At 65.0% G+C, this 23,851-nt stretch carries 30 protein-coding genes; 9 read left to right on the forward strand and 21 right to left on the reverse strand.

The window, feature by feature from the left end:
• Nucleotides 1–13: 13 nt before the first annotated feature.
• Together ACP16H_RS08750 and ACP16H_RS08755 are read right to left on the reverse strand one after the other, a co-directional pair.
• Complete coding sequence (locus ACP16H_RS08750; RefSeq protein WP_425071901.1) at nt 14–1,429, reverse strand: SPOR domain-containing protein; 1,416 nt, start codon at nt 1,427–1,429, stop codon at nt 14–16.
• Nucleotides 1,426–2,358, reverse strand: coding sequence for a hypothetical protein (locus ACP16H_RS08755; RefSeq protein WP_425071902.1), 933 nt, complete (start codon nt 2,356–2,358; stop codon nt 1,426–1,428). The genes ACP16H_RS08750 and ACP16H_RS08755 overlap by 4 nt, the downstream gene beginning before the upstream one ends.
• Before the next feature lie 167 nt (nt 2,359–2,525).
• Here ACP16H_RS08755 and ACP16H_RS08760 point away from each other — a divergent pair, with 167 nt between their 5' ends.
• A complete protein-coding gene (locus tag ACP16H_RS08760) occupies nt 2,526–3,359 on the forward strand; it encodes an intradiol ring-cleavage dioxygenase (RefSeq protein ID WP_425071903.1) in 834 nt (277 codons plus the stop codon).
• Here the strand turns inward: ACP16H_RS08760 and ACP16H_RS08765 are convergent.
• The 18 genes from ACP16H_RS08765 to mdh all read right to left on the reverse strand — a co-directional run bounded on the left by ACP16H_RS08765 (nt 3,338) and on the right by mdh (nt 17,974).
• On the reverse strand, nt 3,338–3,763 hold the full coding sequence (locus ACP16H_RS08765) for a hypothetical protein (protein ID WP_425071904.1): 426 nt from the start codon (nt 3,761–3,763) through the stop codon (nt 3,338–3,340). The two genes, ACP16H_RS08760 and ACP16H_RS08765, sit on opposite strands and share 22 nt — an antisense overlap.
• Nucleotides 3,753–3,992: a RebB family R body protein gene (locus ACP16H_RS08770; protein WP_425071905.1), complete on the reverse strand. Its 240-nt coding sequence runs from the start codon at nt 3,990–3,992 to the stop codon at nt 3,753–3,755. The genes ACP16H_RS08765 and ACP16H_RS08770 overlap by 11 nt, the downstream gene beginning before the upstream one ends.
• Before the next feature lie 10 nt (nt 3,993–4,002).
• Nucleotides 4,003–4,224, reverse strand: coding sequence for a RebB family R body protein (locus tag ACP16H_RS08775; RefSeq protein WP_425071906.1), 222 nt, complete (start codon nt 4,222–4,224; stop codon nt 4,003–4,005).
• A complete protein-coding gene (locus ACP16H_RS08780) occupies nt 4,224–4,499 on the reverse strand; it encodes a RebB family R body protein (protein ID WP_425071907.1) in 276 nt (91 codons plus the stop codon). Before ACP16H_RS08780 ends, ACP16H_RS08775 begins: the two co-directional genes overlap by 1 nt.
• Nucleotides 4,499–4,750: a RebB family R body protein gene (locus tag ACP16H_RS08785; protein WP_425071908.1), complete on the reverse strand. Its 252-nt coding sequence runs from the start codon at nt 4,748–4,750 to the stop codon at nt 4,499–4,501. Before ACP16H_RS08785 ends, ACP16H_RS08780 begins: the two co-directional genes overlap by 1 nt.
• A 12-nt stretch (nt 4,751–4,762) precedes the next feature.
• The gene (locus ACP16H_RS08790; RefSeq protein ID WP_425071909.1) at nt 4,763–4,936 is read right to left on the reverse strand and encodes a hypothetical protein; all 174 of its coding nucleotides are present in this window, start codon (nt 4,934–4,936) and stop codon (nt 4,763–4,765) included.
• A gap of 135 nt (nt 4,937–5,071) precedes the next feature.
• Nucleotides 5,072–6,472, reverse strand: a complete 1,401-nt coding sequence (gene lpdA / locus ACP16H_RS08795; protein ID WP_425071910.1) for a dihydrolipoyl dehydrogenase — start codon at nt 6,470–6,472, stop codon at nt 5,072–5,074.
• 108 nt (nt 6,473–6,580) lie between these two features.
• A complete protein-coding gene (locus tag ACP16H_RS08800; RefSeq protein WP_425071911.1) occupies nt 6,581–6,970 on the reverse strand; it encodes an MAPEG family protein in 390 nt (129 codons plus the stop codon).
• On the reverse strand, nt 6,967–7,335 hold the full coding sequence (locus tag ACP16H_RS08805; protein ID WP_425071912.1) for a hypothetical protein: 369 nt from the start codon (nt 7,333–7,335) through the stop codon (nt 6,967–6,969). The genes ACP16H_RS08800 and ACP16H_RS08805 overlap by 4 nt, the downstream gene beginning before the upstream one ends.
• On the reverse strand, nt 7,332–8,303 hold the full coding sequence (locus tag ACP16H_RS08810; RefSeq protein ID WP_425071913.1) for a glycosyltransferase family 2 protein: 972 nt from the start codon (nt 8,301–8,303) through the stop codon (nt 7,332–7,334). Before ACP16H_RS08810 ends, ACP16H_RS08805 begins: the two co-directional genes overlap by 4 nt.
• A 1-nt stretch (nt 8,304) precedes the next feature.
• Nucleotides 8,305–8,538: a hypothetical protein gene (locus tag ACP16H_RS08815; RefSeq protein WP_425071914.1), complete on the reverse strand. Its 234-nt coding sequence runs from the start codon at nt 8,536–8,538 to the stop codon at nt 8,305–8,307.
• Nucleotides 8,535–9,104, reverse strand: coding sequence for a hypothetical protein (locus ACP16H_RS08820; RefSeq protein WP_425071915.1), 570 nt, complete (start codon nt 9,102–9,104; stop codon nt 8,535–8,537). Before ACP16H_RS08820 ends, ACP16H_RS08815 begins: the two co-directional genes overlap by 4 nt.
• A gap of 95 nt (nt 9,105–9,199) precedes the next feature.
• Complete coding sequence (odhB, locus tag ACP16H_RS08825; RefSeq protein WP_425071916.1) at nt 9,200–10,729, reverse strand: 2-oxoglutarate dehydrogenase complex dihydrolipoyllysine-residue succinyltransferase; 1,530 nt, start codon at nt 10,727–10,729, stop codon at nt 9,200–9,202.
• Nucleotides 10,730–10,758: 29 nt separating this feature from the next.
• Nucleotides 10,759–13,725: a 2-oxoglutarate dehydrogenase E1 component gene (locus ACP16H_RS08830; RefSeq protein ID WP_425071917.1), complete on the reverse strand. Its 2,967-nt coding sequence runs from the start codon at nt 13,723–13,725 to the stop codon at nt 10,759–10,761.
• A gap of 156 nt (nt 13,726–13,881) precedes the next feature.
• Nucleotides 13,882–14,763, reverse strand: a complete 882-nt coding sequence (sucD, locus tag ACP16H_RS08835; protein WP_425071918.1) for a succinate--CoA ligase subunit alpha — start codon at nt 14,761–14,763, stop codon at nt 13,882–13,884.
• Nucleotides 14,764–14,898: 135 nt separating this feature from the next.
• On the reverse strand, nt 14,899–15,249 hold the full coding sequence (locus tag ACP16H_RS08840) for a hypothetical protein (protein ID WP_425071919.1): 351 nt from the start codon (nt 15,247–15,249) through the stop codon (nt 14,899–14,901).
• A 153-nt stretch (nt 15,250–15,402) separates the two neighbouring features.
• Entirely contained in the window at nt 15,403–16,596 is a 1,194-nt protein-coding gene (gene sucC / locus ACP16H_RS08845) for an ADP-forming succinate--CoA ligase subunit beta (RefSeq protein ID WP_425071920.1), read from the reverse strand.
• A 415-nt stretch (nt 16,597–17,011) separates the two neighbouring features.
• Nucleotides 17,012–17,974, reverse strand: a complete 963-nt coding sequence (mdh, locus tag ACP16H_RS08850) for a malate dehydrogenase (protein ID WP_425071921.1) — start codon at nt 17,972–17,974, stop codon at nt 17,012–17,014.
• Between the two features lie 153 nt (nt 17,975–18,127).
• Here mdh and ACP16H_RS08855 point away from each other — a divergent pair, with 153 nt between their 5' ends.
• A complete protein-coding gene (locus tag ACP16H_RS08855) occupies nt 18,128–18,886 on the forward strand; it encodes a sulfite exporter TauE/SafE family protein (RefSeq protein ID WP_425071922.1) in 759 nt (252 codons plus the stop codon).
• Between the two features lie 93 nt (nt 18,887–18,979).
• Here ACP16H_RS08855 and ACP16H_RS08860 read toward each other — a convergent pair whose 3' ends face one another.
• Nucleotides 18,980–19,291 (reverse strand): hypothetical protein, encoded by a 312-nt coding sequence (locus tag ACP16H_RS08860; RefSeq protein WP_425072008.1) that lies wholly within the window; start codon nt 19,289–19,291, stop codon nt 18,980–18,982.
• Between the two features lie 322 nt (nt 19,292–19,613).
• Here ACP16H_RS08860 and ACP16H_RS08865 point away from each other — a divergent pair, with 322 nt between their 5' ends.
• From ACP16H_RS08865 to sdhD, 7 genes are all read left to right on the forward strand, one after another.
• Nucleotides 19,614–20,462, forward strand: a complete 849-nt coding sequence (locus ACP16H_RS08865) for an HpcH/HpaI aldolase/citrate lyase family protein (RefSeq protein WP_425071923.1) — start codon at nt 19,614–19,616, stop codon at nt 20,460–20,462.
• Nucleotides 20,463–20,510: 48 nt separating this feature from the next.
• On the forward strand, nt 20,511–21,056 hold the full coding sequence (locus ACP16H_RS08870) for an NnrU family protein (RefSeq protein WP_425071924.1): 546 nt from the start codon (nt 20,511–20,513) through the stop codon (nt 21,054–21,056).
• Between the two features lie 4 nt (nt 21,057–21,060).
• Nucleotides 21,061–21,264 carry a DUF1737 domain-containing protein gene (locus ACP16H_RS08875; protein WP_425071925.1) on the forward strand — a complete coding sequence of 68 codons (204 nt, stop codon included), beginning with the start codon at nt 21,061–21,063 and terminating at the stop codon, nt 21,262–21,264.
• A 59-nt stretch (nt 21,265–21,323) separates the two neighbouring features.
• Nucleotides 21,324–22,352 (forward strand): MaoC family dehydratase, encoded by a 1,029-nt coding sequence (locus tag ACP16H_RS08880; protein ID WP_425071926.1) that lies wholly within the window; start codon nt 21,324–21,326, stop codon nt 22,350–22,352.
• Nucleotides 22,353–22,512: 160 nt separating this feature from the next.
• On the forward strand, nt 22,513–22,716 hold the full coding sequence (locus tag ACP16H_RS08885) for a hypothetical protein (protein ID WP_425071927.1): 204 nt from the start codon (nt 22,513–22,515) through the stop codon (nt 22,714–22,716).
• A 304-nt stretch (nt 22,717–23,020) separates the two neighbouring features.
• Nucleotides 23,021–23,410, forward strand: coding sequence for a succinate dehydrogenase, cytochrome b556 subunit (gene sdhC, locus ACP16H_RS08890; protein ID WP_425071928.1), 390 nt, complete (start codon nt 23,021–23,023; stop codon nt 23,408–23,410).
• A gap of 12 nt (nt 23,411–23,422) precedes the next feature.
• Entirely contained in the window at nt 23,423–23,794 is a 372-nt protein-coding gene (gene sdhD, locus ACP16H_RS08895; RefSeq protein WP_425071929.1) for a succinate dehydrogenase, hydrophobic membrane anchor protein, read from the forward strand.
• Nucleotides 23,795–23,851: the final 57 nt, after the last annotated feature.

The raw sequence follows: 23,851 nt of genomic DNA on the forward strand, positions 1-23,851 counted from the left end.
CGCCTCCGTCGCCTCAGTACACCTTTTCCCGCCCCAGCAGCACGCTGCGCTTGTCCAGCTTCATCTGGTCGGCCAGCACCCCCGCGTCCGAGCGGCTTAGCGGCGACCCGGTGCGCACCCGGTACAGCGTGCTTTCCGCGTCCGGCGCGGCAATGTCGAAGTCGATCGCCCCCTTGTCCGCGCCCAGTTGCAGGCCGTAGGTGGTCTCGAAATACCCCTTGGCCTCCTCTGCCGTGTCCATGGTGCGATAGGCTCCGACCTGTACCCACCAGACCGGGCTTTCGATCCGGCCCAGGCACCGGTCGAACGCCTGAAAGGCCTCCCGCGACCCGTAGGGATCGTCGCTGGCAAGGCAGGCCAGCGTGCCCCTTGCCAGATCCGCCGTCTCGATGGACTGCTTGCGGTTCAGACGGCAATCGGCCTCCGCATCGCGCTGCGCGCCGGGGAACAGGCGCAGGACATGCACCGGATCGACATAGCCCGGGGCTGACGCCGCGATCTCGGCCCGGACCCAGGGCTCCATGGCCCCGGCCAGCCGCGCGTCCTCCACCGCCGGGGGCAGGGCGGTCAGCGCCTGCAACTGCGCCACCGTCTCCGCCCGCTCGGGGCTGTCCGGCGCCGTATCCACCAGCGCATAAAGCGCGCCGAAATAGGTCAGGTCGTTCAGGTTGCGCCAGCCATTGCGCGCCTGCACAGTCCCCGCATCCGCCGTTCGCTCCAGCAGGGCCGCGCCCGCCGCGCCGATGCGCGCCCGCTGCGTCTCCCACTCCGCCGCACCGGCCATGGCCCGCGCCACCTCGACCGTCGCCGCGAAATAGGCCGAGCGCAGCGTGTAGTAACTGCGCCCCGCGCCATCCGCCGCAGTGATGGCCCCCAAGTCCTCCGCCAGCCGCGCCAGCTCCGGCTCCCGCAGCGCCCGCGCGCTGTCGCATTGCTGGAAGGGCATCAGCCCGTCCAGCGCACCGCTGACCGAGAAATACCCGGGCGCGATATTGTGCGCCGCGCAATCGAGGTAGCGCGCCAGCCCCGCGTCGCGCTGGTCCATATCCTCCACGCTGCCCCGCATCACCCGGTCAAAGGCCCCGAACAGTGCCGCTTGCGCCGCCCTGGCGTCCTCGGCCGGCAGGTCGATGGGGGCCACCTTGCACAACACCGTGGCCAGCGGCAGGGTATCGCCTCGATCCGCCTCCATGCGGTCCCATTCGGCCAGCACCTGTCGCACCGCATCGGTGCGCGTATTGCCGGACAACGCGTCGAGATGCGCAATCAGCCGTGACGACGCATCACTGCCACCGCCCGCCAGATCAGCCAAGAGCACGGGCAGCACCTCTTCTTCGGCTGCGGCAGCCTGAGACACCACCACCGCGCCAGCCGTCATCGCGGCCACCACCGTTGCCCGCCACTTGGCGGCCATGCCCGCCCGTTTCATTCCAAGACCTCCTTGCCGCCGACGCTGCCGCCGCCGGACTGGCGTTGCGCGCGTTCCTCCTTTTCCAGCACCGTCCGGATCGTCTTGCCCGACAACACGAAGAACAGGTTCAGCTCCATCGTGGCCGGGTCGAGCTCGGCATAGGCGATGCCCGACCGCAGGTCCGCATCCTCCTCCGGTGCCTGGTCGAAGACGAAATACGCCTCCTGCAACACATCCTGATGCCGGACCGGGCGCAGCACCTGCGGCGTATCCCCCGCGACGAATCCACTGGCGTCCTGCGTCAGCCGCGCCACGATCCCCGGTCCCTTCTGCGCGTTCACCACCTTGCGAAAGTTGCTGTCCACCGACAGCGACTCCGGCGAGATATAGACATGCGTCTGCAACTTCAGCGGGCTGTCCTTGTCCGTCAGCATGTCCGTCAGCAGCCGGTCGTATTCCACCACCTTCTTGTCCGACCCCAGGGCCGAGATCAGGTTCTGCGGCCCGCGCTCGTCGATCTTCGCCAGAAGCGCCGCCTGGTTCTGCTCCAGCAGCGTGGCGATACCGGCAAGCGGGTCGGGCTTTGCCCGCTCCGCCTGCAACGCCGGAAGCACCTTGTACAGGGCAAAGCCCAGCACCGACACCGCGAGGATCGCACCCACCGCCTTGACCGAACTGTCTTTCAGTCCCGGTATCGGCAGGGACCCCTCGAGATCGAGATGGAAGAACGCGCTGAACGTCAGCAGCGCGCCAAAGGAAAACAGCAGCACCACCGCCACGCGCAGGTACTCGGACTGGGTCGCGAAATAGGCGCTGTCCTGGCCCAGAAGCGGCGGCACCACGATCACGATGGCCGCGCCGATCACCAGCAGCGCCAACCCAAGAGCCGCGCGGGCAGGGCGGTCCTTCTGCACCTCGGGCGGTGCGTCTGCGGATTCGTCCGCCATCTCAAATCTCCTTTAACTATAAAATTGACGCAAGGGTACCCAATCCAAGGTTGCAAATCAAACTTCCCGATCCGGCCGCACGCGCGCAGTTCACCTCTGCATCCGCGCACAGACGGTTCTCCTGTCGCCATACGTTCCACCCGTGAACAATCCCGAAAGGAAACGTCATGCGTTCCACACTCGACCGCCGCGCCTTGCTGGCAGGTTTCGCCGCCTCCCCCTTCGTCGCCACCGGCATCGGTGCCTTCCCCACCGCCGCACGCGCACAGGCCAGCGCCATGGGACTGCTGACCCCGAACGTCTGCATGGTCTCCACCGAAGTCACCGAAGGCCCCTATTACATCGACCCCGACCTCGTCCGCGCCGACATCACCGAGGACCGCGAGGGCATTCCCATGCGGCTCCAGATGCAGGTGGTCACCGCCGATTGCACGCCCGTCGAAGGCGCCCGCGTGGACGTCTGGCACTGCGATGCACGCGGGTTATATTCCGGTGTGAACAGCCTTGGCGGTAGTGCGGACACCTCCGGGCAAACCTTCCTGCGCGGCACGCAGATGACCGACGCGCGCGGCATCACGACCTTCCAGACGATCTATCCCGGCTGGTATCGCGGGCGCACCACGCACATCCACTACAAGGTCTTCCTCGACGAGACGACCGTCCTGACCTCGCAGATCTTCTTCCCTGACACGCTGTCGGAATACCTCTTCCGCAACGTCGCGCCCTACAACGAACGCGGCGCGACGCGGGACACGATGAACGGCACAGACAGCATCGCCGAGCAGGCGGGCGAGGGCGCCTTTGCCGCCATCCGCGAGCAGAAGGCGTATTACGACGCAGCGCTGGTGGTGGGCATCAACCCGCAGGCGGTTTCCGAGGATGTCGGCATGCCCGGTGGTCCAGCAGGCGGCCCCGCCGGTGGCCCGCCGCCCGAGGGCCAGCCCCCGGCGGATCAATCCTCCGGAGGCAATGCCGCCGTTTACCTGCCCGGCGCATCCTGACCCGCGACAAGGGCAAAGTCATTGGCCTCCCTGACCATGGCGCGCGCCTGGTCCAGCGCGGTGTGCGCCGCTTTCAGGATCGCCTCGCCCTGATCCACGGCGCCCCCGGCCTGCCGCTCCACGGCGATGGCAAAGGCGCTCTCGGCCAGCACCTGCATCCGCCGCAGGTGCGCCACCGCATCCTGCAAGGCCAGCGTATGCGCGACGGATCGCGCCGACGCCTCGGCCACCTCCGACAGGGCCCGGGCCTCGGCGGGGGCGTCGTTGCGTAGCCGTTCGAGCGTGTGCACGATCTGGTCGTTGAGCGCGGTAATCCGGTCCTCGGCGCAGGCGGTTTCGCCCCCGGCCTGCTGGGTCAGACCCTCGGCGGGAGTCGTGGCTTCAGTCGTGCTTTCAGTCGTCATGGCGGGTCCCTCCGGTCATGCGGGTCAGGGCGGCACTCAGCGCGGCATCCGCCATGACCTGCGTGGCCTCGGCCTGTGCGCGGGCGCCTTCCGACGCAAGCGCCAGCGTGTCGGCCAGCGATTGCGCCAGCATCGCCCGTGCGGTGCTGCCAGCGGCCCCGAGGGTCATCAGGCTGGTCTGGCTCACCGTGTCGGTGATGACGCCGTTGACTGGTGTTGGAATGGCCATTGCGTCCTCCTCAATCCATCAGCCGCGCGGCGGCGCGCGCCGCCACGGCTTGCCGCAGCATGTCCAGCCGCCCCGAAGCGGCCTGTGCCCCCTGCATCCGCAGGCCCGCCGACTGGCTGGCCGCCTGTTGCACTGCCGCCACCGCCGTCGCGCCCGAGGTGCCCAGCACCGTCAGGGTCGACTGGCTGACCGCGTCGGTGATCTGTCCGTTGACCAATGTCGGGATCGCCATCAGTTGCCCCCTTTCAGAACGCTGGCCGTCGCCACCCCGGTCGAGGCGGTGTCGATCTTGTACAGCGTTGCCACGCCCATGACCGTCGCCGCCTGCGCCGTGATGTTGGCCTGTTGCTGCTGGTTGGTCGCGTTATGCGCCGCGTTGGACATGGCCTGCGCGGTGGCGACATAGAGGTTGCCCACCGCCATCGCGGGTGCGGTGCCCAGCACCGAGACATTCGCCTGCGTGATGCTGTCGGTGATCTGGTCGTTCACTGCCGTCGGAAAGGCCATCAGCTTGCCTCCTCTTTGCGGGCATTCACCGCCCGTCTCGTCAGGACCTCGACCAACTGCGTCGTGGCCGCTTCGACAACGGCAAAGCCGTTGTTCTGCGCGCTCGCGGCGTTCTCCGCCGCCATCCCCAGCGCATGGCCCGAGGTCTGGAACAGGCTGGCCATGGCCATGGCGGGCGCATCGCCCAGCACGCGGGTATTGGGCGCGGTGATGGCGTCCGTATCGGGGTCTGTGGTCTCCTTGGTCGGCATGAGTGTCCTTTCTCAGTGCTGCGGGGTCAGCAGTCGGGCAACGATCTCGGCAGTTTCCTGCATGTGGCGGTGCTGGCGCTCCTGCTGCTGCGCAACGGAGTCCAGCAGCATCTTCGAGATGTTCTCGGAGGTCCTGAGGCTGGCAAGCGCCACCGCCTCGGCGCTTTTGGCAATGTCATCGGTCATGCGAAATCCTTCCGCGCCCAGCCTATGGGGCGAGTTGCCGTAGGTGCAAGAATCTTTTTGATTGTTCGCCGAGTGCAACGAAAAAAGCCGCGCCCGGGGAAGGGCGCGGCTTCGATCTGTCCCTATAGGACAGGGTCAGGCGTGAATCGCCCCATCGCCGCAAGCCAGCGCCGCCTCGCGCACGGCCTCCGAGAAGGTCGGGTGCGCGTGGCACGTCAGCGCGATGTCCTCGGCGGTCGCTCCGAACTCCATGCCGACGCAGATCTCGTGGATCAGGTCGCCCGCCGCCGGGCCGATGATGTGGCAGCCGAGGATGCGGTCGGTTTCCTTGTCCACCAGCATCTTGACGAAGCCCTCGCCCTGGAACACCGCCTTCGCCCGGCCATTGCCCATGAACGAGAACTTGCCCACCTTGTAGGACGCGCCCTCGGCCTTCAGCTGGTCCTCGGTCTTGCCCACGGCGGCCACTTCGGGCGCGGTGTAGATCACGCCCGGGATCACGTCGTAGTTCACGTGCCCATGCTTGCCCGCGATCACCTCGGCGCAGGCCATGCCTTCGTCCTCGGCCTTGTGCGCCAGCATCGGGCCCTCGACCACGTCGCCGATGGCATAGATGCCCGCCACGTTGGTCTTCCAATGACCATCCACCGCGATCTGGCCGCGCTTGGTCATCTCGACGCCGAGGGCATCCAGCCCCAGACCGTCCACGAAGGGCTTGCGGCCCGTCGCCACCAGCACGCAATCCGCGTCCACGGTGTGTTCGCTGTCATCCTTGCGCAGCTTGTAAGTGACCTTGGCTTTGTTCTTGTTGGCCTCGACCTTGGACACGGCGGCGCCCATGGTGAACTCCAGCCCCTGCTTGGACAGGATGCGCTGGAAGGTCTTCTGCACCTCGGCATCCATGCCCGGGGTGATGTGGTCGAGATACTCGATCACCTGCACATCCGCGCCGAGCCGCTTGTAAACCGAACCCATCTCCAGCCCGATCACACCCGCGCCGATGACGACCATCTTCTTGGGGATCTTCGGCAGGGCCAGCGCGCCGGTGCTGTCCACCACGACGCCCGCGTCATTGTCCACCGTCACGTCCGCACCCGGCACCGACGCGACCTCCGACCCCGAGGCGATGATGATGTTCTTGGTCTCGTAGACCTCGTCGCCCACCTTGACCTTGCCCGCTTCGGGGATCGACGCCCAGCCCTTCAGCCAGTCGACCTTGTTCTTCTTGAACAGGAACTCGATGCCCTTGGTGTTCTGGCCGATCACGTCGTCCTTGTAGGCCAGCATCTGCTTCCAGTCGACGGAGGGCGCCTTGCCCTTGAGCCCCATCTTGGCAAAGTTGTGCTCGGCCTCGTGCAGGGAATGCGACGCGTGCAGCAGCGCCTTGGACGGGATGCAGCCCACGTTCAGGCAGGTGCCGCCGAGCGTTTCGCGGCCCTCGACGCAAGCGGTCTTCAGGCCCAGCTGCGCGGCGCGGATCGCGGCCACGTAACCGCCGGGGCCTGCGCCGATGACGATGAGATCGTATTGGGACATGGGGTGTTCCTTTCTGTCAGAGGGGGGAGGGGGCGCTGCCCCCGTCGCCTAGCGGCGACTCCCCCGAGGTATTTTCAAAACCAAAGAAGATGCGGGCGTGGGTCCGGGTCACAGGAGGCTCCAGACCAGAAGGAAGACGGTGGCGAGGAAGCCCACGAACCAGATCAGCGAGCGCCATGGCGTCCAGCCAAAGAGGTAGGCGGGCACGTAAAGCACGCGCGCGGCGAGGTAGAGGAGGGCGGCGAGCGCGGTTTCCTTGCTGCCCCGGTCGGCGTAGGTGACGACCATCACGGCGATGCCAAACAGGATCAGCCCCTCGAAATGGTTGTTCAACGCGCGCTGCGCGCGGCCGGCGATGCCGGTCAGCTGGCGCGGTTCATCCCGCGCGGATGCCGCGTATTTCGAGCCGACCTGTTTCTGGGCCAGCACGGAATACAGCGCGAATTGCAGGCATTGCAGCAGGGCGGCGAGGGTGAGGGCGGTCAGTTCCGGGGTCATTTGGCCTCGCAATCGGGGATGGTGGTGAACAGGCCTTCGGTCAGTTCAAAGGGCGGCGCGTCGGGATGGGCCTCGAGGTAGGCGTCCGAGTTGCCGATCCATGCGTCGGAGAACCCGATATCCTTTGGTGCGTCGGACCACCATGGGTGGTAGGCGCCCGCCCGCAGCACCATGGCGATTTCCGCCTCGGTGCGGGCGGTAACTTCCCAGCAGGAGGTCGCGACCTTTGGATCGGCCAGATCCCAGGTGTCGGTTTCGTGGTTCCAGTCATGCGACATTATGACGAAGTCACCGGGTAGCAGCCGGGCGGGGTGGTCGGCCATGGCCGGGGTGGCGGCGAGGGTGAACAGCAGGGCGCGGATCATGCCATGGCCTTTCGTGTCCAGGCGCGGCGGTTTTCATCCGTCAGCACCGCGTCGCGGCGGGTTTCGAACCAGTCTTGGCAGGCGCGTTCCAGCCGCCGCGTTTCCGGATCGGCGCGCCATTCGGCCAGCTGCGCGTTGACGCGCGCGAGGTGGGCGCGCATCTGCGGCGCGTGGGTGTCGTTGCGGTTGGCCATGCGGTGCCAATGGCTGTTCAGGTGGTATTTCGTGTCGCCTTCCTTGCCCTGTCCGTCGCCGCGGTCGTTCTTCATCAGGAACACGTCCTCGGAGCGCACGGCGTAGTGGTAGACCTGCGCGCTGCGGGCGCGGGCGGCCACGTCATGCGGGCGGAAACGGCTCGATTTCTTCTGGTAGAGCGAGGCGTTGGACAGCGGGTCGCCGTCCGGGGTCAGCACCACGGGGTCGGCCACTTGCGGGTCCAGCGGGTTGTGATCCGTGGCGCGGGCAAAGCTCGCGAGTTTGAAGAGGCATTTGAACTTGGCCTCGCCGGGGGCGGGGGCCTCCTCGGCCATGGTGTTGCGGTCGAGGACCAGATCGCCGGGCGTCCAGTCCATCACGCCGCTGTCGCCGAACAGCCGCCAGGGCAGGGGGACGACGTCGGCCTTTTGGGTGCGTTCCAGCAGGTCGTGTAGCGTGCCGTCCAGCAGCACGAGGAACTCGTCGCTGTCGATGTGCAGCAGGTGGGTGATGAGGGTGTCACGCGCCCATTCCAGCACACGGTCCATGGCGGCGTCCTGCGGCGGGCGGCCCTGCGGGTCGTGGTCGATATGGTGCAGGATGCCTCGCGCGGCCAGATGCGCCAGCAGCGCGTCCGAGCCATCGGTACAGCCGTTGGTTGCCACGACGATGCGGTCGAACCCCAGCCCGGCGTGATAGGCCAGCCATTCGAGGACGAAGATGCCTTCGTCCTTCATGCAGGCGACCAGCGCTGTCCGGGCCGGGGCGGTCATGTCAGGCGGTCTCCAGCATGTGGGCGGCGGCGGGCGGGTGGCCCAGACCGCGTTCCTTGTCCAGCCAGGCCTGCGCCCGCGCCTTGTCGCTGACCTGCAGCAGGACCCAGCGCGTCTGCGCGCCTTCGGACCACAGTTGCAGGACCGTCAGCCCCGCCTGACCGCGCGCCTCGGCGTCGGTGTCAAAGGCGGATTGGTCGAATTGATCATATTTCATCAGTAGTTGCGTGCTCATGCGGCCTCCAGTGCCTTGGCGATCCGGGCGGCGCGGGCGTCGAAGGTGAGGCCGCGCGCCGACGGGTGGATGGTTTCGATATGGTCGATACCGAACCAACGTAGGACGGAGGCGGCGTCTGTCCCGAGGGCAATGGGACGGCGGTTCAGGATTTCATACTGACCGACCGCCTCGAAAGAGGCCTTGCGGTCCTTCATCGGGATGACAGAGGAGCGTTTCGCCGTGAGCAGCGCAAAGATCGGCGTGATGTAGATATCGGCGCGTTGGAGGCCGACCAGCGCCAGCACCTTGTCGATCACGCGGTTGTAGGGGTTGGTGGGCAGGTAGCCGCGTTCGCTCAGGACAGAGCGGTTCAGCCGCGCGGAGGGCGCATCCAGCCAGTCCTTCGAGATCAGCATGGGGCCGGTCAGGTTGCCGGAGGTCATCTGGATGGGCGAGACATAGTCGCCGTCGAACCCTTCCTCCGCCAAGGTACGGTAACCGGGGAGGGAGAAGGCGCGGCGGCGGCGGATGGCGTCGGCATGAGCACGCTTCCCTTCGGAATTTTCGTGACGGGCGACGGCCATTCGGAACCTTCTACGCTGCCGGGTATGGGCGCCGAAATGCGCCGGGGGGAGGCAGGCGCGCCGTGACGCGCCTGCCGTAGAGGTTTCGACCTTGATTACAGGTCCATCAACAACCGGCGCGGGTCTTCCAGCGCTTCTTTGACGCGCACAAGGAAGGTCACGGCGCCCTTGCCGTCGACGATGCGGTGATCGTAGGACAGGGCGAGGTACATCATCGGGCGGATGACGATCTGGCCGTTCACCACCATCGGGCGGTCCTGGATCTTGTGCATGCCGAGGATACCCGACTGCGGGGGGTTCAGGATCGGCGAGGACATCAGCGAGCCATACACACCGCCGTTCGAAATCGTGAAGGTGCCGCCCTGCATCTCCGCCATGGACAGCTTGCCGTCACGGGCGCGCTTGCCCTTTTCGGCGATGGCCTTCTCGATCTCGGCAAAGGACATCTGGTCAGCGTCGCGGATGACCGGAACGACCAGACCCTGCGGCGTGCCAGCAGCGACACCCATGTGCACGAAGTTCTTGTACACGATGTCGGTGCCGTCGATCTCGGCGTTGACCTCGGGGACCTCTTTCAGAGCATGGCAGCAGGCCTTGGTGAAGAAGGACATGAAGCCCATGCGCACGCCGTGCTTCTTCTCGAAGGCATCCTTGTAGGTGTTGCGCAGGGCCATGACCTCGGTCATGTCCACCTCGTTGTAGGTGGTCAGGATCGCGGCGGTGTTCTGCGCGTCCTTCAGACGCTTGGCGATGGTCTGGCGCAGGCGGGTCATCTTCACCCGCTCTTCGCGCGCCGCGTCATCGGCATGCACCGGCGCACGCGGGGCAGACGCCGGGGCCGCCGTCGCCTTCGGCGCAGCCGAGGCCGCCGCAACAGCCGCTGCCACGTCGGACTTGGTCGCGCGACCGTCACGGCCCGTGCCCTGCACCTGGTCACGGGAAATCCCGGCCTCTGCCATGGCCTTTTCGGCTGCCGGACCGTCCTTGATATCTTTACCGGGGCCAGCATTCCCTGCCGGAGGCGTGGAATACTGCGTATCCGCCGGAGCCGAAGCAGCCGAAGCCGAAGCCCCTGCGCCACCGGAAATCACCGCCAGCTTGCCGTTGGCCTGCACCGTCGCGCCCTCGGCGGCGACGATCTCGGCCAGCACGCCCGCTGCGGGGGACGGCACCTCGACCGACACCTTGTCGGTCTCCAGCTCGCAGAGCATCTCGTCCTGCGCCACGCTGTCGCCGACCTTCTTGAACCAGGTCGACACGGTCGCCTCGGACACCGATTCACCCAAGGTCGGCACCATAACGTCCACCGACGACGACGCCTCGCCACCAGACGCCTTGGGGGCATCGGCTGCGGCTTCCTTGGCCTTCGGCGCAGATGCGGACCCGCTGTCACCCTCGGCGATGTTCGCCAGCAGGGCATCCACGCCCACCGTCTCGCCTTCGCCCGCGACGATGTCGGACAGGGTCCCGGCCACCGGCGACGGCACTTCGACCGTCACCTTGTCGGTTTCCAGCTCGCACAGCATCTCGTCCACCGCAACGCTGTCACCGGGCTTCTTGAACCAGGTGGCCACGGTGGCCTCGGTCACGGATTCACCCAGGGTGGGGACACGTACTTCGGTCATTTCATCAATCCTTTCAAAGCCCCGTGGGGTTATTCAATCGTCAGCGCTTCGTTCACGAGCGCCGCTTGTTGTGCCTTGTGAGTGGACGCCAGACCCGTCGCGGGCGAGGCGGAAGTCGCGCGACCCACGTAACGCGGGCGCGGATGCGCGGCCTTGATGCGGCCCAGCACCCATTCGATGTTCGGCTCGATGAAGGACCAGGCGCCCTGGTTCTTGGGCTCTTCCTGGCACCAGATCATCTCGGCCTGCGGGAAACGCTCCAGCTCGCGCACCAGCGAAATAGCCGGGAACGGGTAGAACTGCTCGATCCGCAGCAGGTAGACGTCATCCAGCCCGCGCGCATCGCGTTCCTCGAGCAGGTCGTAGTAGACCTTGCCCGAACACATCACCACGCGCTTGATCTCGGCGTCCGGCTTCAGCTTGGTCTCCGAATTGCCCTTCTCGGCATCGTCCCACAACACGCGGTGGAAGGACGACCCGGTCGTGAACATGTCGGCGTCCGAGATGCACAGCTTGTGACGCAGCAGCGACTTCGGCGTCATCAGCATCAGGGGCTTGCGGAACGAGCGGTGCAGCTGGCGGCGCAGGATGTGGAAGTAGTTCGCCGGGGTCGAGCAGTTCGCCACGATCCAGTTGTCCTGACCACACAGTTGCAGGAAGCGTTCCAGACGCGCCGACGAGTGCTCCGGCCCCTGACCTTCGAAGCCGTGCGGCATCAGGCAGACAAGGCCCGACATGCGCAGCCACTTCGATTCACCCGACGAGATGAACTGGTCGAACATGATCTGCGCGCCGTTGGCAAAGTCGCCGAACTGCGCTTCCCACAGGGTCAGCGCGTTGGGTTCTGCCAGCGAATAGCCGTATTCGAACCCCAGAACCGCGTATTCCGACAGCGCCGAGTCGATCACTTCGTAGCGCGCCTGACCCTCGCGGATGTTGTTCAGCGGGTAGTACCGCTCTTCGGTCTCCTGATCGATGAAGGCCGAGTGCCGCTGCGAGAAGGTGCCGCGCGTCGAGTCCTGACCGGCCAGACGCACCGGATACCCTTCGAGTTGCAGTGAGCCGAATGCCAGCGCCTCGGCAGTCGCCCAGTCAAAGCCCTTGCCGGTCTCGACCATCTGCGCCCGGCTTTCCACCAGTCGCGCCACGGTCTTGTGGATCGGGAAGCCCTCGGGGATGCGGGTCAGCGCGCCGCCCACTTCGGCCAGGGTCTCCGGCTTGATGGCGGTCTTGCCGCGCTGGTACTTGCCTTCCTTCTGGCGGTCGAGGTGCGACCAGCGCCCGTCCAGCCAGTCGGCCTTGTTGGGCTTGTAGACCTTGCCGGCCTCGAATTCCTCGTTGAGCTGCGCCTGGAAGGCCGCCTTCATGTCCTCGATCTCGCCCTCGGGGATCAGGCCGTCCTTCACCAGTCGCTCGGTGTACAGCGTCAGCGTGGTCTTCTGCTTCTTGATCTTGTTGTACATCACCGGGTTGGTGAACATGGGCTCGTCGCCCTCGTTGTGACCAAAGCGGCGGTAGCAGAACATGTCGATGACCACGTCCTTGCCGAACTTCTGGCGGAACTCGGTCGCGACCTTCGCGGCGTGGACCACCGCCTCCGGATCGTCACCGTTGACGTGGAAGATCGGCGCCTCGACCACCAGCGCGTTGTCGGTGGGGTAGGGGGACGAGCGGCTGAAGTGCGGAGCCGTCGTGAAACCGATCTGGTTGTTGACGATGATGTGCATCGTGCCGCCGGTGCGGTGACCGCGCAGGCCCGACAGGGCAAAGCATTCCGCCACGACGCCCTGACCGGCGAATGCTGCGTCCCCGTGCAGCAGGATCGGCATGACCTGCGTGCGGTTCACGTCGTTCATCTGGTCCTGCTTGGCGCGGACCTTGCCCAGAACAACCGGGTTGACGGCCTCGAGGTGCGAGGGGTTCGCCGTCAGCGACAGGTGCACCGGATGGCCGTCGAACTCGCGGTCCGATGAAGCACCCAGGTGGTACTTCACGTCGCCCGACCCGTCGACATCCTCGGGCTTGAAGCTGCCGCCCTGGAATTCGTTGAAGATCGCCTTATACGGCTTGTTCATCACGTTCGCCAAGACCGACAGACGCCCGCGGTGCGGCATCCCGATGACGATTTCCTTCACGCCAAGGTTGCCGCCGCGCTTGATGATCTGCTCCATCGCGGGGATCAGGCTTTCACCGCCGTCCAGGCCGAACCGCTTGGTCCCCATGTACTTCACATGCAGGAACTTCTCGAAGCCCTCGGCCTCGACCATCTTGTTCAGGATCGCCTTGCGGCCCTCACGGGTGAACGCGATTTCCTTGCCGTAGCCCTCGATGCGCTCCTTTAGCCAGGACGCCTGCTCGGGGTCCGAGATATGCATGTACTGGAGCGCAAACGTCCCGCAGTAGGTCCGCTTCACGATCGACACGATCTCGCGCAGCGAGGCGATCTGAAGCCCCAGCACGTTGTCGATGAAGATCGGGCGATCCATGTCCGCCTCGGTGAAGCCATAGGACTTCGGGTCCAGCTCCGGGTGGTTCGAAGTATCGCGCAGCCCCAGCGGGTCCAGATCCGCCGCCAAGTGGCCACGGATGCGATAGGCCCGGATGATCATCAGCGCCCGGATCGAATCCAGCACCGCCCGCTGGATCACCGCGTCCGACAGGCTCACGCCCTTCTCGGCGGCCTTCTCCGCGATCTTCTTCGCCGCGCCCTTCGCCTCGGCAGGGACCACAGGCATCGGCCACTCGCCGGTCAGCGCGGCGGTCAGGTCGTCGCCCGGCATCGGCGGCCAGTCGGCGCGCGCCCAGGACGGCCCCTCGGCCTCGCGCTTCACGCTTACCTCGTCATCCCCCAGCTGACGGAAAAACGCCTGCCAGGCATCATCCACCGCGCTCGGGTCAGCAGCATAACGCGCGTACATCTGCTCGAGGTACTCGGCGTTATGCCCCTGCATGAAGCTGGAAGCATGGAACAGATCGTTGGAGCTTTGGTCGGTCATGAGCGACGTCCTTTTATGTGCGACCAGCGGAGTGGCAAAAGGGAGACCCGGTTCCGGGTTTCCGTCGTGTCACTCCGGCGGTGAAACCGGAGGGGTATGTGGCTCAGGCCGGACCCGAAGGCCCGGCCGGAACCGATCTCTCAAAGGCGAGACGCCTCAGCCGATGGCCTTCAGCACCGCTTCGCCCAGGGTCGCCGGGCTGTCCGCCACAATGATCCCGGCCGAACGCATCGCCTCGATCTTGTCCTCGGCACCGCCCTTGCCACCGGCGACGATCGCGCCCGCGTGGCCCATGCGGCGTCCCGGAGGAGCGGTGCGGCCAGCGATGAAACCGGCGGTCGGCTTGCTGCGGCCCTTCTTGGCTTCGTCCTTCAGGAACTGCGCGGCCTCTTCCTCGGCGGAGCCGCCGATCTCACCGATCATGATGATCGACTGGGTTTCCGGGTCCGCGAGGAACATCTCCAGCACGTCGATGTGCTCGGTGCCCTTGATCGGGTCGCCGCCGATGCCCACGGCAGACGACTGGCCCAGGCCGATGTCCGAGGTCTGCTTGACCGCCTCGTAGGTCAGCGTGCCCGAACGCGACACCACGCCAACCGAGCCGCGCTTGTGGATGTGACCCGGCATGATGCCGATCTTGCAGGCGTCCGGCGTGATGACACCGGGGCAGTTCGGGCCGATCAGGCGCGACTTCGACGTTTCCAGCGCGCGCTTCACCTTCATCATGTCCAGCACCGGGATGCCCTCGGTGATGCAGACGATCAGCTCCATCTCGGCGTCGATCGCTTCGAGGATCGAGTCGGCAGCAAACGGCGGCGGCACGTAGATCACCGAAGCATTCGCCTCGGTCACATGCTTGGCCTCGTGCACGGAGTTGAACACCGGCAGGTCCAGATGGGTGGTGCCACCTTTGCCCGGCGTCACGCCGCCGACCATCTTGGTGCCATAGGCAATCGCCTGTTCCGAGTGGAAGGTCCCCTGCGAGCCGGTGAAGCCCTGGCAGATGACCTTGGTATTTTCGTCGATAAGAACGGCCATGTCTGTCGCTTTCTTTCGAAGGTTATATGGAGGCCGGGGCAGACCCGGCCAAATGCGATGCATGTCCCGAGACATGCGAAAACGACCCGCGCCGCGAACCGGCGGGGTCGTCATGTTGTTCAAGCGATACGAGAATTACAGCTTGCGCCCCACGGCCTCGTCCAGCACGCGCGCCGTTACCATGGCGATCCCGCCCAGCATCAGCGACGAACCCAGCTTGTCCGTGATGTTCGACGGCGCAAAGGACGCCGCGCGATCCCGCGCAAAGGCCGCGCTCTTCAGACGCCGACTGGTGCCCTCCGAGGCTCCGAATTGCAGCGGATTGGGCACCGTGCCAAAGCGCGGATTGACCTTTTTCAGCAGCAGCCCGGCGGCGATCATGCCCGCCCCGTAGACCAGCGGCGACAAGCGCGCGCGCTTGCTCGGCACCGGCAGGGCGGCTTCCTTGATCTCGTCCATCTTGCGGTTGCGCAGTTTGTTCAGCATCGCGAATACCTCCGTTGAGGGGGTAACCCGCGACACCCCGCACGGGTTCCGACAGGGCAGCCGTCACCGCCACGCAAAGGGCGCGTGCGGCAGAACTGTCCTGTTGAAATCCGTGCAAGGTCACTGTTCCGTCTCCCGTATCCGCGAAGGGCCTCAGCCCTTCACCGCCTTCACGATCTTCTCGGCACCGTCGGACAGGTTGTCCGCCGCGATCACGTTCAGGCCGGAGGTCGCGATGATCTCCTTGCCCTTCTCGACGTTGGTGCCTTCCAGACGCACGACCAGCGGAACCTGCAGGCCGACTTCCTTCACCGCGGCGATCACGCCCTCGGCGATGACGTCGCAGCGCATGATGCCGCCGAAGATGTTGACGAGGATGCCTTTGACGTTCGGGTCAGAGGTGATGATCTTGAACGCCTCGGTCACCTTCTCCTTGGTGGCGCCACCGCCCACGTCGAGGAAGTTGGCCGGCTCCGCGCCGTACAGCTTGATGATGTCCATGGTCGCCATGGCCAGACCCGCGCCGTTCACCATGCAACCGATCTCGCCGTCGAGCGCGATGTAGTTCAGGTCGTACTTGGACGCTTCCAGTTCCTTGGGGTCTTCCTCGGTGGTGTCGCGCAGTTCCGACACTTCCGGCTGGCGGTACATGGCGTTGCCGTCGAAACCCAGCTTGGCGTCCAGCACCTTCAGCGACCCGTTGGTCATGACGATCAGCGGGTTGATTTCCAGCATCTCCATGTCGCGCTCGGTGAACGCCTTGTAGAGGATGCCCATCAGCTTGACGCATTCCTTCACCTGCGTGCCGGTCAGACCCAGCGAGAACGCGATGCGGCGGCCGTGGAACGGCTGGTAGCCGGTGGCCGGATCGACGGAGAACGACAGGATCTTTTCCGGGGTCGACGCCGCGACTTCCTCGATGTCCATACCGCCCTCGGTCGAGCACACGAAGGAGATGCGCGAGGTCTGGCGATCCACCAGCAGCGCGAGGTACAACTCGCGCTCGATGTCAGAACCGTCTTCGATGTAGATGCGGTTGACCTGCTTGCCTTCCGGGCCGGTCTGGTGCGTCACCAGCGTCTTGCCCAGCATCTTCTTGGCTTCGTCGGCGGCTTCCTGCACCGAACGCGCGAGGCGGACACCGCCCTTTTCACCGGCTTCGGCTTCCTTGAAATGGCCCTTGCCGCGACCACCTGCGTGGATCTGCGCCTTGACCACCCAGAGCGGGCCGTCCAGCTCGCCTGCTGCCGACTTGGCATCTTCTGCCTTCAGGACGGCACGTCCGTCGGACACCGGTGCACCGTACGAGCGAAGCAGTGCCTTGGCCTGGTATTCGTGGATGTTCATGGGTCTTGACCCCCGTTTTGCTGCGATTTGGCATGGATATAGGCCTGTGCGGGGGGGCGGGTTAAACGAAAAATGCTGCACAGCGTCAAAAAAGGGTTACTTTCGGGCATATGTGATCACAGCCTTAAAATGTGTGATCACATGTTTGGAAATTGTTAGCGCCGAGCAGCGATTCAGGGGCGAGTCACGGGCAGTTTCTCCGACTCCGTGCGATTCATTTCGGTGAGTCGCGCGTGTCGAAAGAGCGCGCGTCGCGGGCATTAACCCTTCGGTCGTAAATCGTAAGGTTGTGCAAATATGGTTTGAGCAATCGGAGGCTTCGCCGCGAAACCTCCCCCAAGTTTCGCACCCGGGGCTCCAAAGAAAAGACCCCGGCGCAATGGCCGGGGTCCCTCGATTTCCAAGGTTCGAAGGCTTACGCCAGCGAGCTGTCGATGCCCTTGCAGGCCTCCACGAGACCCTGCACGGCCTTCACGGAGACGTCGAACATCTCCTGCTCTTCCTTGTTGAGCTTGATGTTCACCACGCGCTCGATGCCGCCGGCACCGATCACCGTCGGAACACCCACGTACATGTCCTTCACGCCCAGGTCGCCGTCGCAATAGGCGGCGCAGGGCAGAACGCGCTTCTGGTCCTTCAGGTAGGCCTCTGCCATCTCGATCGCCGAGGTCGCCGGGGCGTAGTAGGCCGAACCGGTCTTCAGCAGGCCGACGATTTCGGCGCCGCCGTCACGGGTGCGCTGGATGATCGCGTCGAGCTTGTCCTGAGTGGTCCAGCCCATCTCCACCAGATCCGGCAGCGGGATGCCCGCAACGGTCGAGTAGCGCGCGGACGGCACCATGGTGTCGCCGTGGCCACCCAGAACGAAGGCGGTGACGTCCTTCATGGACACGCCGAATTCCACCGACAGGAAGTGACGGAAGCGCGCCGAATCGAGCACGCCAGCCATGCCGCAGACCTTGTTCGCGGGCAGGCCCGAGAACTTCTGCAGCGCCCAGACCATCGCGTCGAGCGGGTTGGTGATGCAGATCACAAAGGCGTCCGGAGCATGGGCAGCAATGCCTTCGCCCACGGATTTCATGACCTTCAGGTTGATGCCCAGCAGGTCATCGCGCGACATGCCCGGCTTGCGGGCGACACCGGCGGTGACGATGCAGACGTCCGCGCCCGCAATGTCGGCATAATCCTGGGTGCCGCGCAGTTTCGCGTCGAAACCTTCGGACGGGCCGGATTCGGCGATGTCGAGAGCCTTGCCCTCGGGGATGCCTTCGGCGATGTCGAAGAGGACGACGTCGCCCAGTTCCTTCATTGCAGCGAGGTGGGCAAGGGTGCCACCGATCTGTCCCGCGCCGATGAGGGCGATCTTGGGTCTGGCCATGGATTCAATCTCCGGTCCTGCTTGAATTTGGCCGATTGCCTACGCCCCTTGTGGAAACAACGCAAGGGCGCGGCAGCGCGGCATTCGAGCCGTTAGGGCTATCATCGCGCGGTCTGCTGCGATAAAGCCCAAAGCAGACTGGACGTTAGGGGGATGTCGGTGGAGCTGTTGACCTGGTCGGTTTTGGCCTTCGTGGTGCCCGCCGTGATCTTTGCGGGCATTTCCAAGGGCGGTTTCGGGTCGGGCGTGGCCTTTGCGTCGAGCTCGATTCTGGCACTGGTCCTGCCGCCCGCCGTGGCCGTGGGCCTGATGCTGCCGCTCTTGATGCTGATGGATGTCACCAGCCTCTGGGCCTACTGGAAGAAGTGGGACTGGGGCGTGTCCAAGGTCCTGCTCATCGGCTCGGTTCCCGGCACGATCATCGGCGCGCTGTTCTGGGCCTCGGCCAACCCGGACATGATCCGTTTCCTGATCGGGGCGGTGGCGCTGCTCTTCGTCGCCTGGCAGGGCGCACGCGCGCTGAACTGGATCAAGCTCGGCGCGCAGATCGGGCCGACGGGCGGCGTGATTTCCGGCGTTGTGCTGGGCTTTACCAGCTTCGTCAGCCACGCGGGCGGGCCGGCGGCGGCGGTCTACATGCTGGGGCAGGGCATGTCCAAGACGTCCTATCAGGCGACCACCGTGCTGGTGTTCTGGGCGGTGAACTTCTTCAAGGCGTTCTTCTACGCCTTCATGGGCATCTTCACCTATGACACCCTGCTGCTGGACCTCGTGCTGATCCCGTTTGCCATCGCGGGGACGTGGATGGGCATCAAGGCGCATCACATGCTGCCGGAGAAATGGTTCTTTGGCATCACCTACGTGGCCCTGACGATCACCGGGGCCAAGCTGATGTGGGATGCCCTGTTCTGATCCACGCGAAGGGGATAAGGGCACGCTCCGGCCAAAGGCGAAACCGGCAGTACCGGGGCACGCGTTTGTGAAACAGCCGTGCCCGCGGCGGGGTCAGGCCGGGTCTCCCTTCGGCGGAAGCATCTCGGCCAGCTCCTCGAAGGCCTGACCGGAGGCGACGAGGCAGGTGATGCCGTTGGTCATGGTCACGGTGATGGTCCAGGAACCGCTGTCGGCGGAGGCAAACACCTCCATCACGGCGTTGTTGGAACCCAGCCCCATGCTTTGACGGGTTTCGCCGTATTTGTCGGCCAGGCGTTCCACCACCTGATCGCGCGGCGCGCAGTGCTGAAGTTGCTGGGCATGTGCCAGCGAGGCCGCGCCCAGCAGAAATCCGGCGGAGAGCAGGCCAAGTTTAACGTCCATCATCGTTGTCACCTTTCGGCTCGGCGCCCGGGTTTTTCCGTCAACGCCCGTTGGGTCCCCTCGGTTCCCGGAACGCCTGTCCTGACCTTTCATCACGGTCCCTGTCGGGGGCGTCCCTGCCGTTTTCGAACGACATGCGAACATCCTTCGCCCGCATCGCCTTCAATCAGGTTAACGCAGCGCGCGCTGCGTCAAATGCAACAGATATGCCACGGTATACAGCGAACCTATGCCCAATTTCTGCGCTGCGGCAAATTTTGGGTTGAACGATCCGGCAAATTCTGCGCATCCAAACGCAACATTATTACCGATGGAGACTCTCATGGATCTGGCAAACCGTCCTTACCGCTCGGTTCTCTACATTCCCGCCTCCAAGGAACGGGCGCTGGAAAAGGCGCGCGCCATGACCATCGACGCCATCATCTTTGACCTCGAAGATGCTGTCGCGCCTGAAGAAAAAGTCACCGCACGGGCCACGCTGGCCGAGGCGCTGACCGCCTCTTATGGCAACCGCGTGCGCATCGTGCGCATCAACTCGCTGGACACCGAATGGGGTCTGGAGGACGCCAAGGCCGCCGCCCAGATGGACTGCGACGCGATTCTGTTGCCCAAGGTCGACAGCCCGGCGCAACTGGATGCGCTTGCAGCAATCACCGACAAACCGCTGTGGGCGATGATGGAAACGCCGATGGGCATGTTGAATGCCAAGGACATCGCCGCGCATCCGCGCCTGCAGGGCATGGTGATGGGGACCAATGACCTCGCAAAGGAGCTGAACGCCCGATTCCGCGCCGATCGTCTGCCGATGATAACGGGGCTGGGCCTCTGCGTTCTGGCCGCCAAGGCCTTTGGCAAGGTGGTCGTGGATGGCGTCTATAATGCGTTCAAGGACGACGAGGGCCTGAAGGCGGAATGCGAGCAGGGCCGTGACATGGGCATGGACGGCAAGACGCTGATCCACCCCGCACAGGTGGAGATCACCAACGCGGCCTTTGCCCCCGACGACAAGGAAATCGACCTCGCCCGCCGCCAGATCGAAGCCTTCGAGGAAGCCAAGGCCGCAGGGCAGGGCGTCGCCGTGGTCGATGGCAAGATCGTCGAGAACCTGCACGTGGAAACCGCCAAGAAGACCCTCGCCAAAGCCGAGGCCATTGCTGCACTGGCAGAATAACGGCAGGGTGGCACCGGGTCGCCAAAGGCCCGGGCCAAGGGGGTTCCCATGCTTCTACTCGTTCTCGGCGTTGTCCTGTGGTGGGCGGCGCACCTCTTCAAGCGACTGGCGCCCGATGCGCGTGCCTCCATGGGCGACAAGGGCAAGGGACTGATCGCCCTTGCGCTGCTCGCCTCGATCGTCCTGATGATCCTTGGCTATCGCATGGCCGACGGCGCGTTCTTCTGGGGGCGTCATCCGGCGACGGTGGGGATCAACAACCTCATCATGATCTTCGCGCTGTACTTCACCTCTCCGGGGCCAAAGAAGGGCGCGCTCTTCTACAAGATGCGCCACCCGATGCTGTTCGGCTTCCTGCTCTGGGCCGTGGCGCACCTGCTGGTGAACGGTGACGTGGAATCCTTTGTCCTGTTCGGCGGACTGGGCCTTTGGGCCGTGGTCGAGATGCTGGTCATCAACCGTGCCGAACCGTCGTGGACCCCGCCCGCCAAAGGGCCGATCAGAAAAGACATCATTTTTCTCGTGGCCTCGGTCGTCCTTCTGGGCGTGATCGGCTACATCCATGGCCTTCTCGGCCCCGTACCTTTTGGATAAGCCCATGAAACTCTACCGTTTCCTGTCTGCCGACGACACGTCGGAGTTCTGCCACAAGGTCAGCGCGGCGCTCAGCAAGGGGTGGGCGCTGCACGGCGGCCCGACCTACGCCTTCGACGCGGCCAACGGCGTAATGCGCTGCGGGCAGGCCGTCACCAAAGAGGTTCCGGGCGACTACAGCCCCGACATCAAGCTGGGAGAGCAGTGACCAGGGCGTCACGCGCAAGGCCCCGCCGCGTCCGGCGGGGCACCATAGGAGACTGACAGATGCAAAAGACCAACGCGGGCCGTTTCTTCGAGGACTACACCGTCGGTGACGTGATCCAGCACGCCGTGCCGCGCACCGTGTCGGGGGGCGAGCGGGCCTTGTACCACGCGCTGTACCCGATGCGGCATGCGCTGTATTCCTCGGACGAATTCGCCCGCGATTGCGGTCTGCCCGGTGGCCCGCTGGATGATCTCGCGGCCTTCCACATCGTGTTCGGCAAGACCGTGCCGGATGTGTCGCTGAACGCCGTGGCGAACCTGGGTTATGCCGAAGGCCGCTGGCTGAAGCCGGTCTGGCCGGGCGACACCCTGCGCGCGCAATCCGAGGTGATCGGGCTGAAGCAGAACTCCAACGGGCGCACCGGCGTGGTCTACGTGCATTCGAAGGGCTTCAACCAGAACGACGAATGCGTGATGGAATACAAACGCTGGGTCATGCTGCGCAAACGCGACATCGACGCCCCGGCGCCCGAGGCCGTCCTGCCCGAACTCAAGTCGGTTCTGGACCCCAGCGATCTGGTGATCCCCGAGGGGCTGGATTTCACCAACTACGATTTCACGCTGGCGGGGGAGCCGCACCGGCTGGGCGACTACGAGATCGGCGAGAAGATCGACCACGTGGATGGCGTGACGATCGAGGAAGCGGAGCACATGATGGCGACGCGCCTTTGGCAGAACACGTCCAAGGTGCATTTCGACGTCACGGCGCGGCCCGACCAGCGGCTGATCTACGGCGGCCACGTCATTTCCATGGCACGGGCGCTGTCCTTCAACGGTCTGGCCAACGCGCAGATGATCGTCGGTTTGAACGGGGGCGCGCACGCGAACCCCTGTCTGGCGGGCGCGACCGTGCGTGCCTGGTCCGAGGTGCTGGACAAGGCCGAGACCTCCGCCCCGGGCGTCGGCGCGATCCGGCTGCGGCTGGTGGCGACCAAGGGCGGCGCGCCGTTCGACCTGAAGGGCGCGGACGGCAAGTACCTGCCGGACGTGCTGCTGGACCTTGATTACTGGGCGCTGATGCCGGTCTGAGCGCGGCAAAACTTTGAACAAATGACGGGCGGTTTCACGGGGCCGCCCGTCTGCGTTCACGGCGGCCACATCCGGGGTTTGAGGGCGGACCCGCGCGGTGTACCCTGCAATCGGGACGAGAGAGTCGTTCAACTGCGGATCTCAACCTAGGGGAATTGCCATGACCGTAGGCCAACTGCCGAACTCACCCGCCGACATCCTGAAACTGCTTGATGCCGAGCTACCGGAGACCTTCCGGCAACTGGTCCGCGCGCACCGCATGTCGTCGCTTCTGCGTCAGATCCACCGTGATCTGGGGTCCGGCGATCGCGCGCTGCGGCAGACCTCTCGTGCGGCGCTGGAGCGTCTCGGGTTCGTGGTCTGAGTGCAGGCCCGGGCCAGTACCACCGACCTGCGCCACCGACCGGACCGCCTGCGACGGCGCGGGCGGTCCGCTGCGCTAATCCGACAGAATCCCTCATGATCGCGACCTGCGGGCCGCTTCGCTGCACTGCGTCATTGTTACCGCCCAAACTGTGATCACGCGCTTGCCAGCTGTGATCACAAATAAACAGATTTCTGCGAAATGCGCCAAAAAACCGCGATTTCCCGGCGTCCGCATAGGTGACAGGCGTGTAAAACCCTCTAAAACGAGCAACGACGATTTCTGTTTACGCGAGGATGAACCCATGGCCGACGTGAACCGGGGCAACCGCCCGCTCTCACCCTTCATGATCGGGCAGTACTACCGCCCGCAGATGACCTCGATCTCGTCGATCATGGTCCGCATCACCGGCATCGCCTCGCTGGGCACCGCCGCGCTGCTGGTGCTGTGGCTGCTGTCGGCGGCCACCTCGCCCGAGATGTACGCTACGGTGAACGGGGTGCTTACCAGCTTTGTTGGCGACGTGCTGCTGTTCCTCGCGTCCTGGGCGATCTGGTATCATGTATTTGGCCGCCTGCGTCACGTGATCTGGGACCTCGGCTACAACGTGAATGTCGAGTTCGGCGAGATGTTCGGCTGGATCATGTTCATCGCGGCGACCATCCTGGCGCTGTTCACCGCCATCGTCGTGTAAGGAGACGGACCGATGCAATTCCTCACCGACCGCAAGCGTGCAACCGGCATGGGCTCGGGGCGCTCCGGCACCCATCACCACAAGCGGATGCTGATGACCTCCATGGCGCTGGTCATCCTCGCGCCGATCTTCATCTTCACCTTCGGCACCGGCCTCGGCGGCACCTACGAAGAGACGCTGGCCTTCTTCTCGCGCCCCTTCCCGGCGATCATCACCGGCCTGATGCTGGTCGTCGGCGTCCTGCACTTCAACGGCGAATGCCAGGAGGCCATCGAGGACTACGTCCACGGCCTGAAGGGCGCGCTGCTGAGCGCCGCCGTCACCGGGTTTTCCTACCTCCTGATCGCCGCGGGGCTGTTCGCCCTGGTCAAGCTGGCGCTGTAACGACATTCCGGGCGGTGCGCGAATTTTCCCGGGAAAATTCGTGTCCCCCACAGAGAC

The organism is Sagittula sp. S175 (assembly GCF_049800975.1).
In the GTDB taxonomy this organism is placed as follows: domain Bacteria; phylum Pseudomonadota; class Alphaproteobacteria; order Rhodobacterales; family Rhodobacteraceae; genus Sagittula.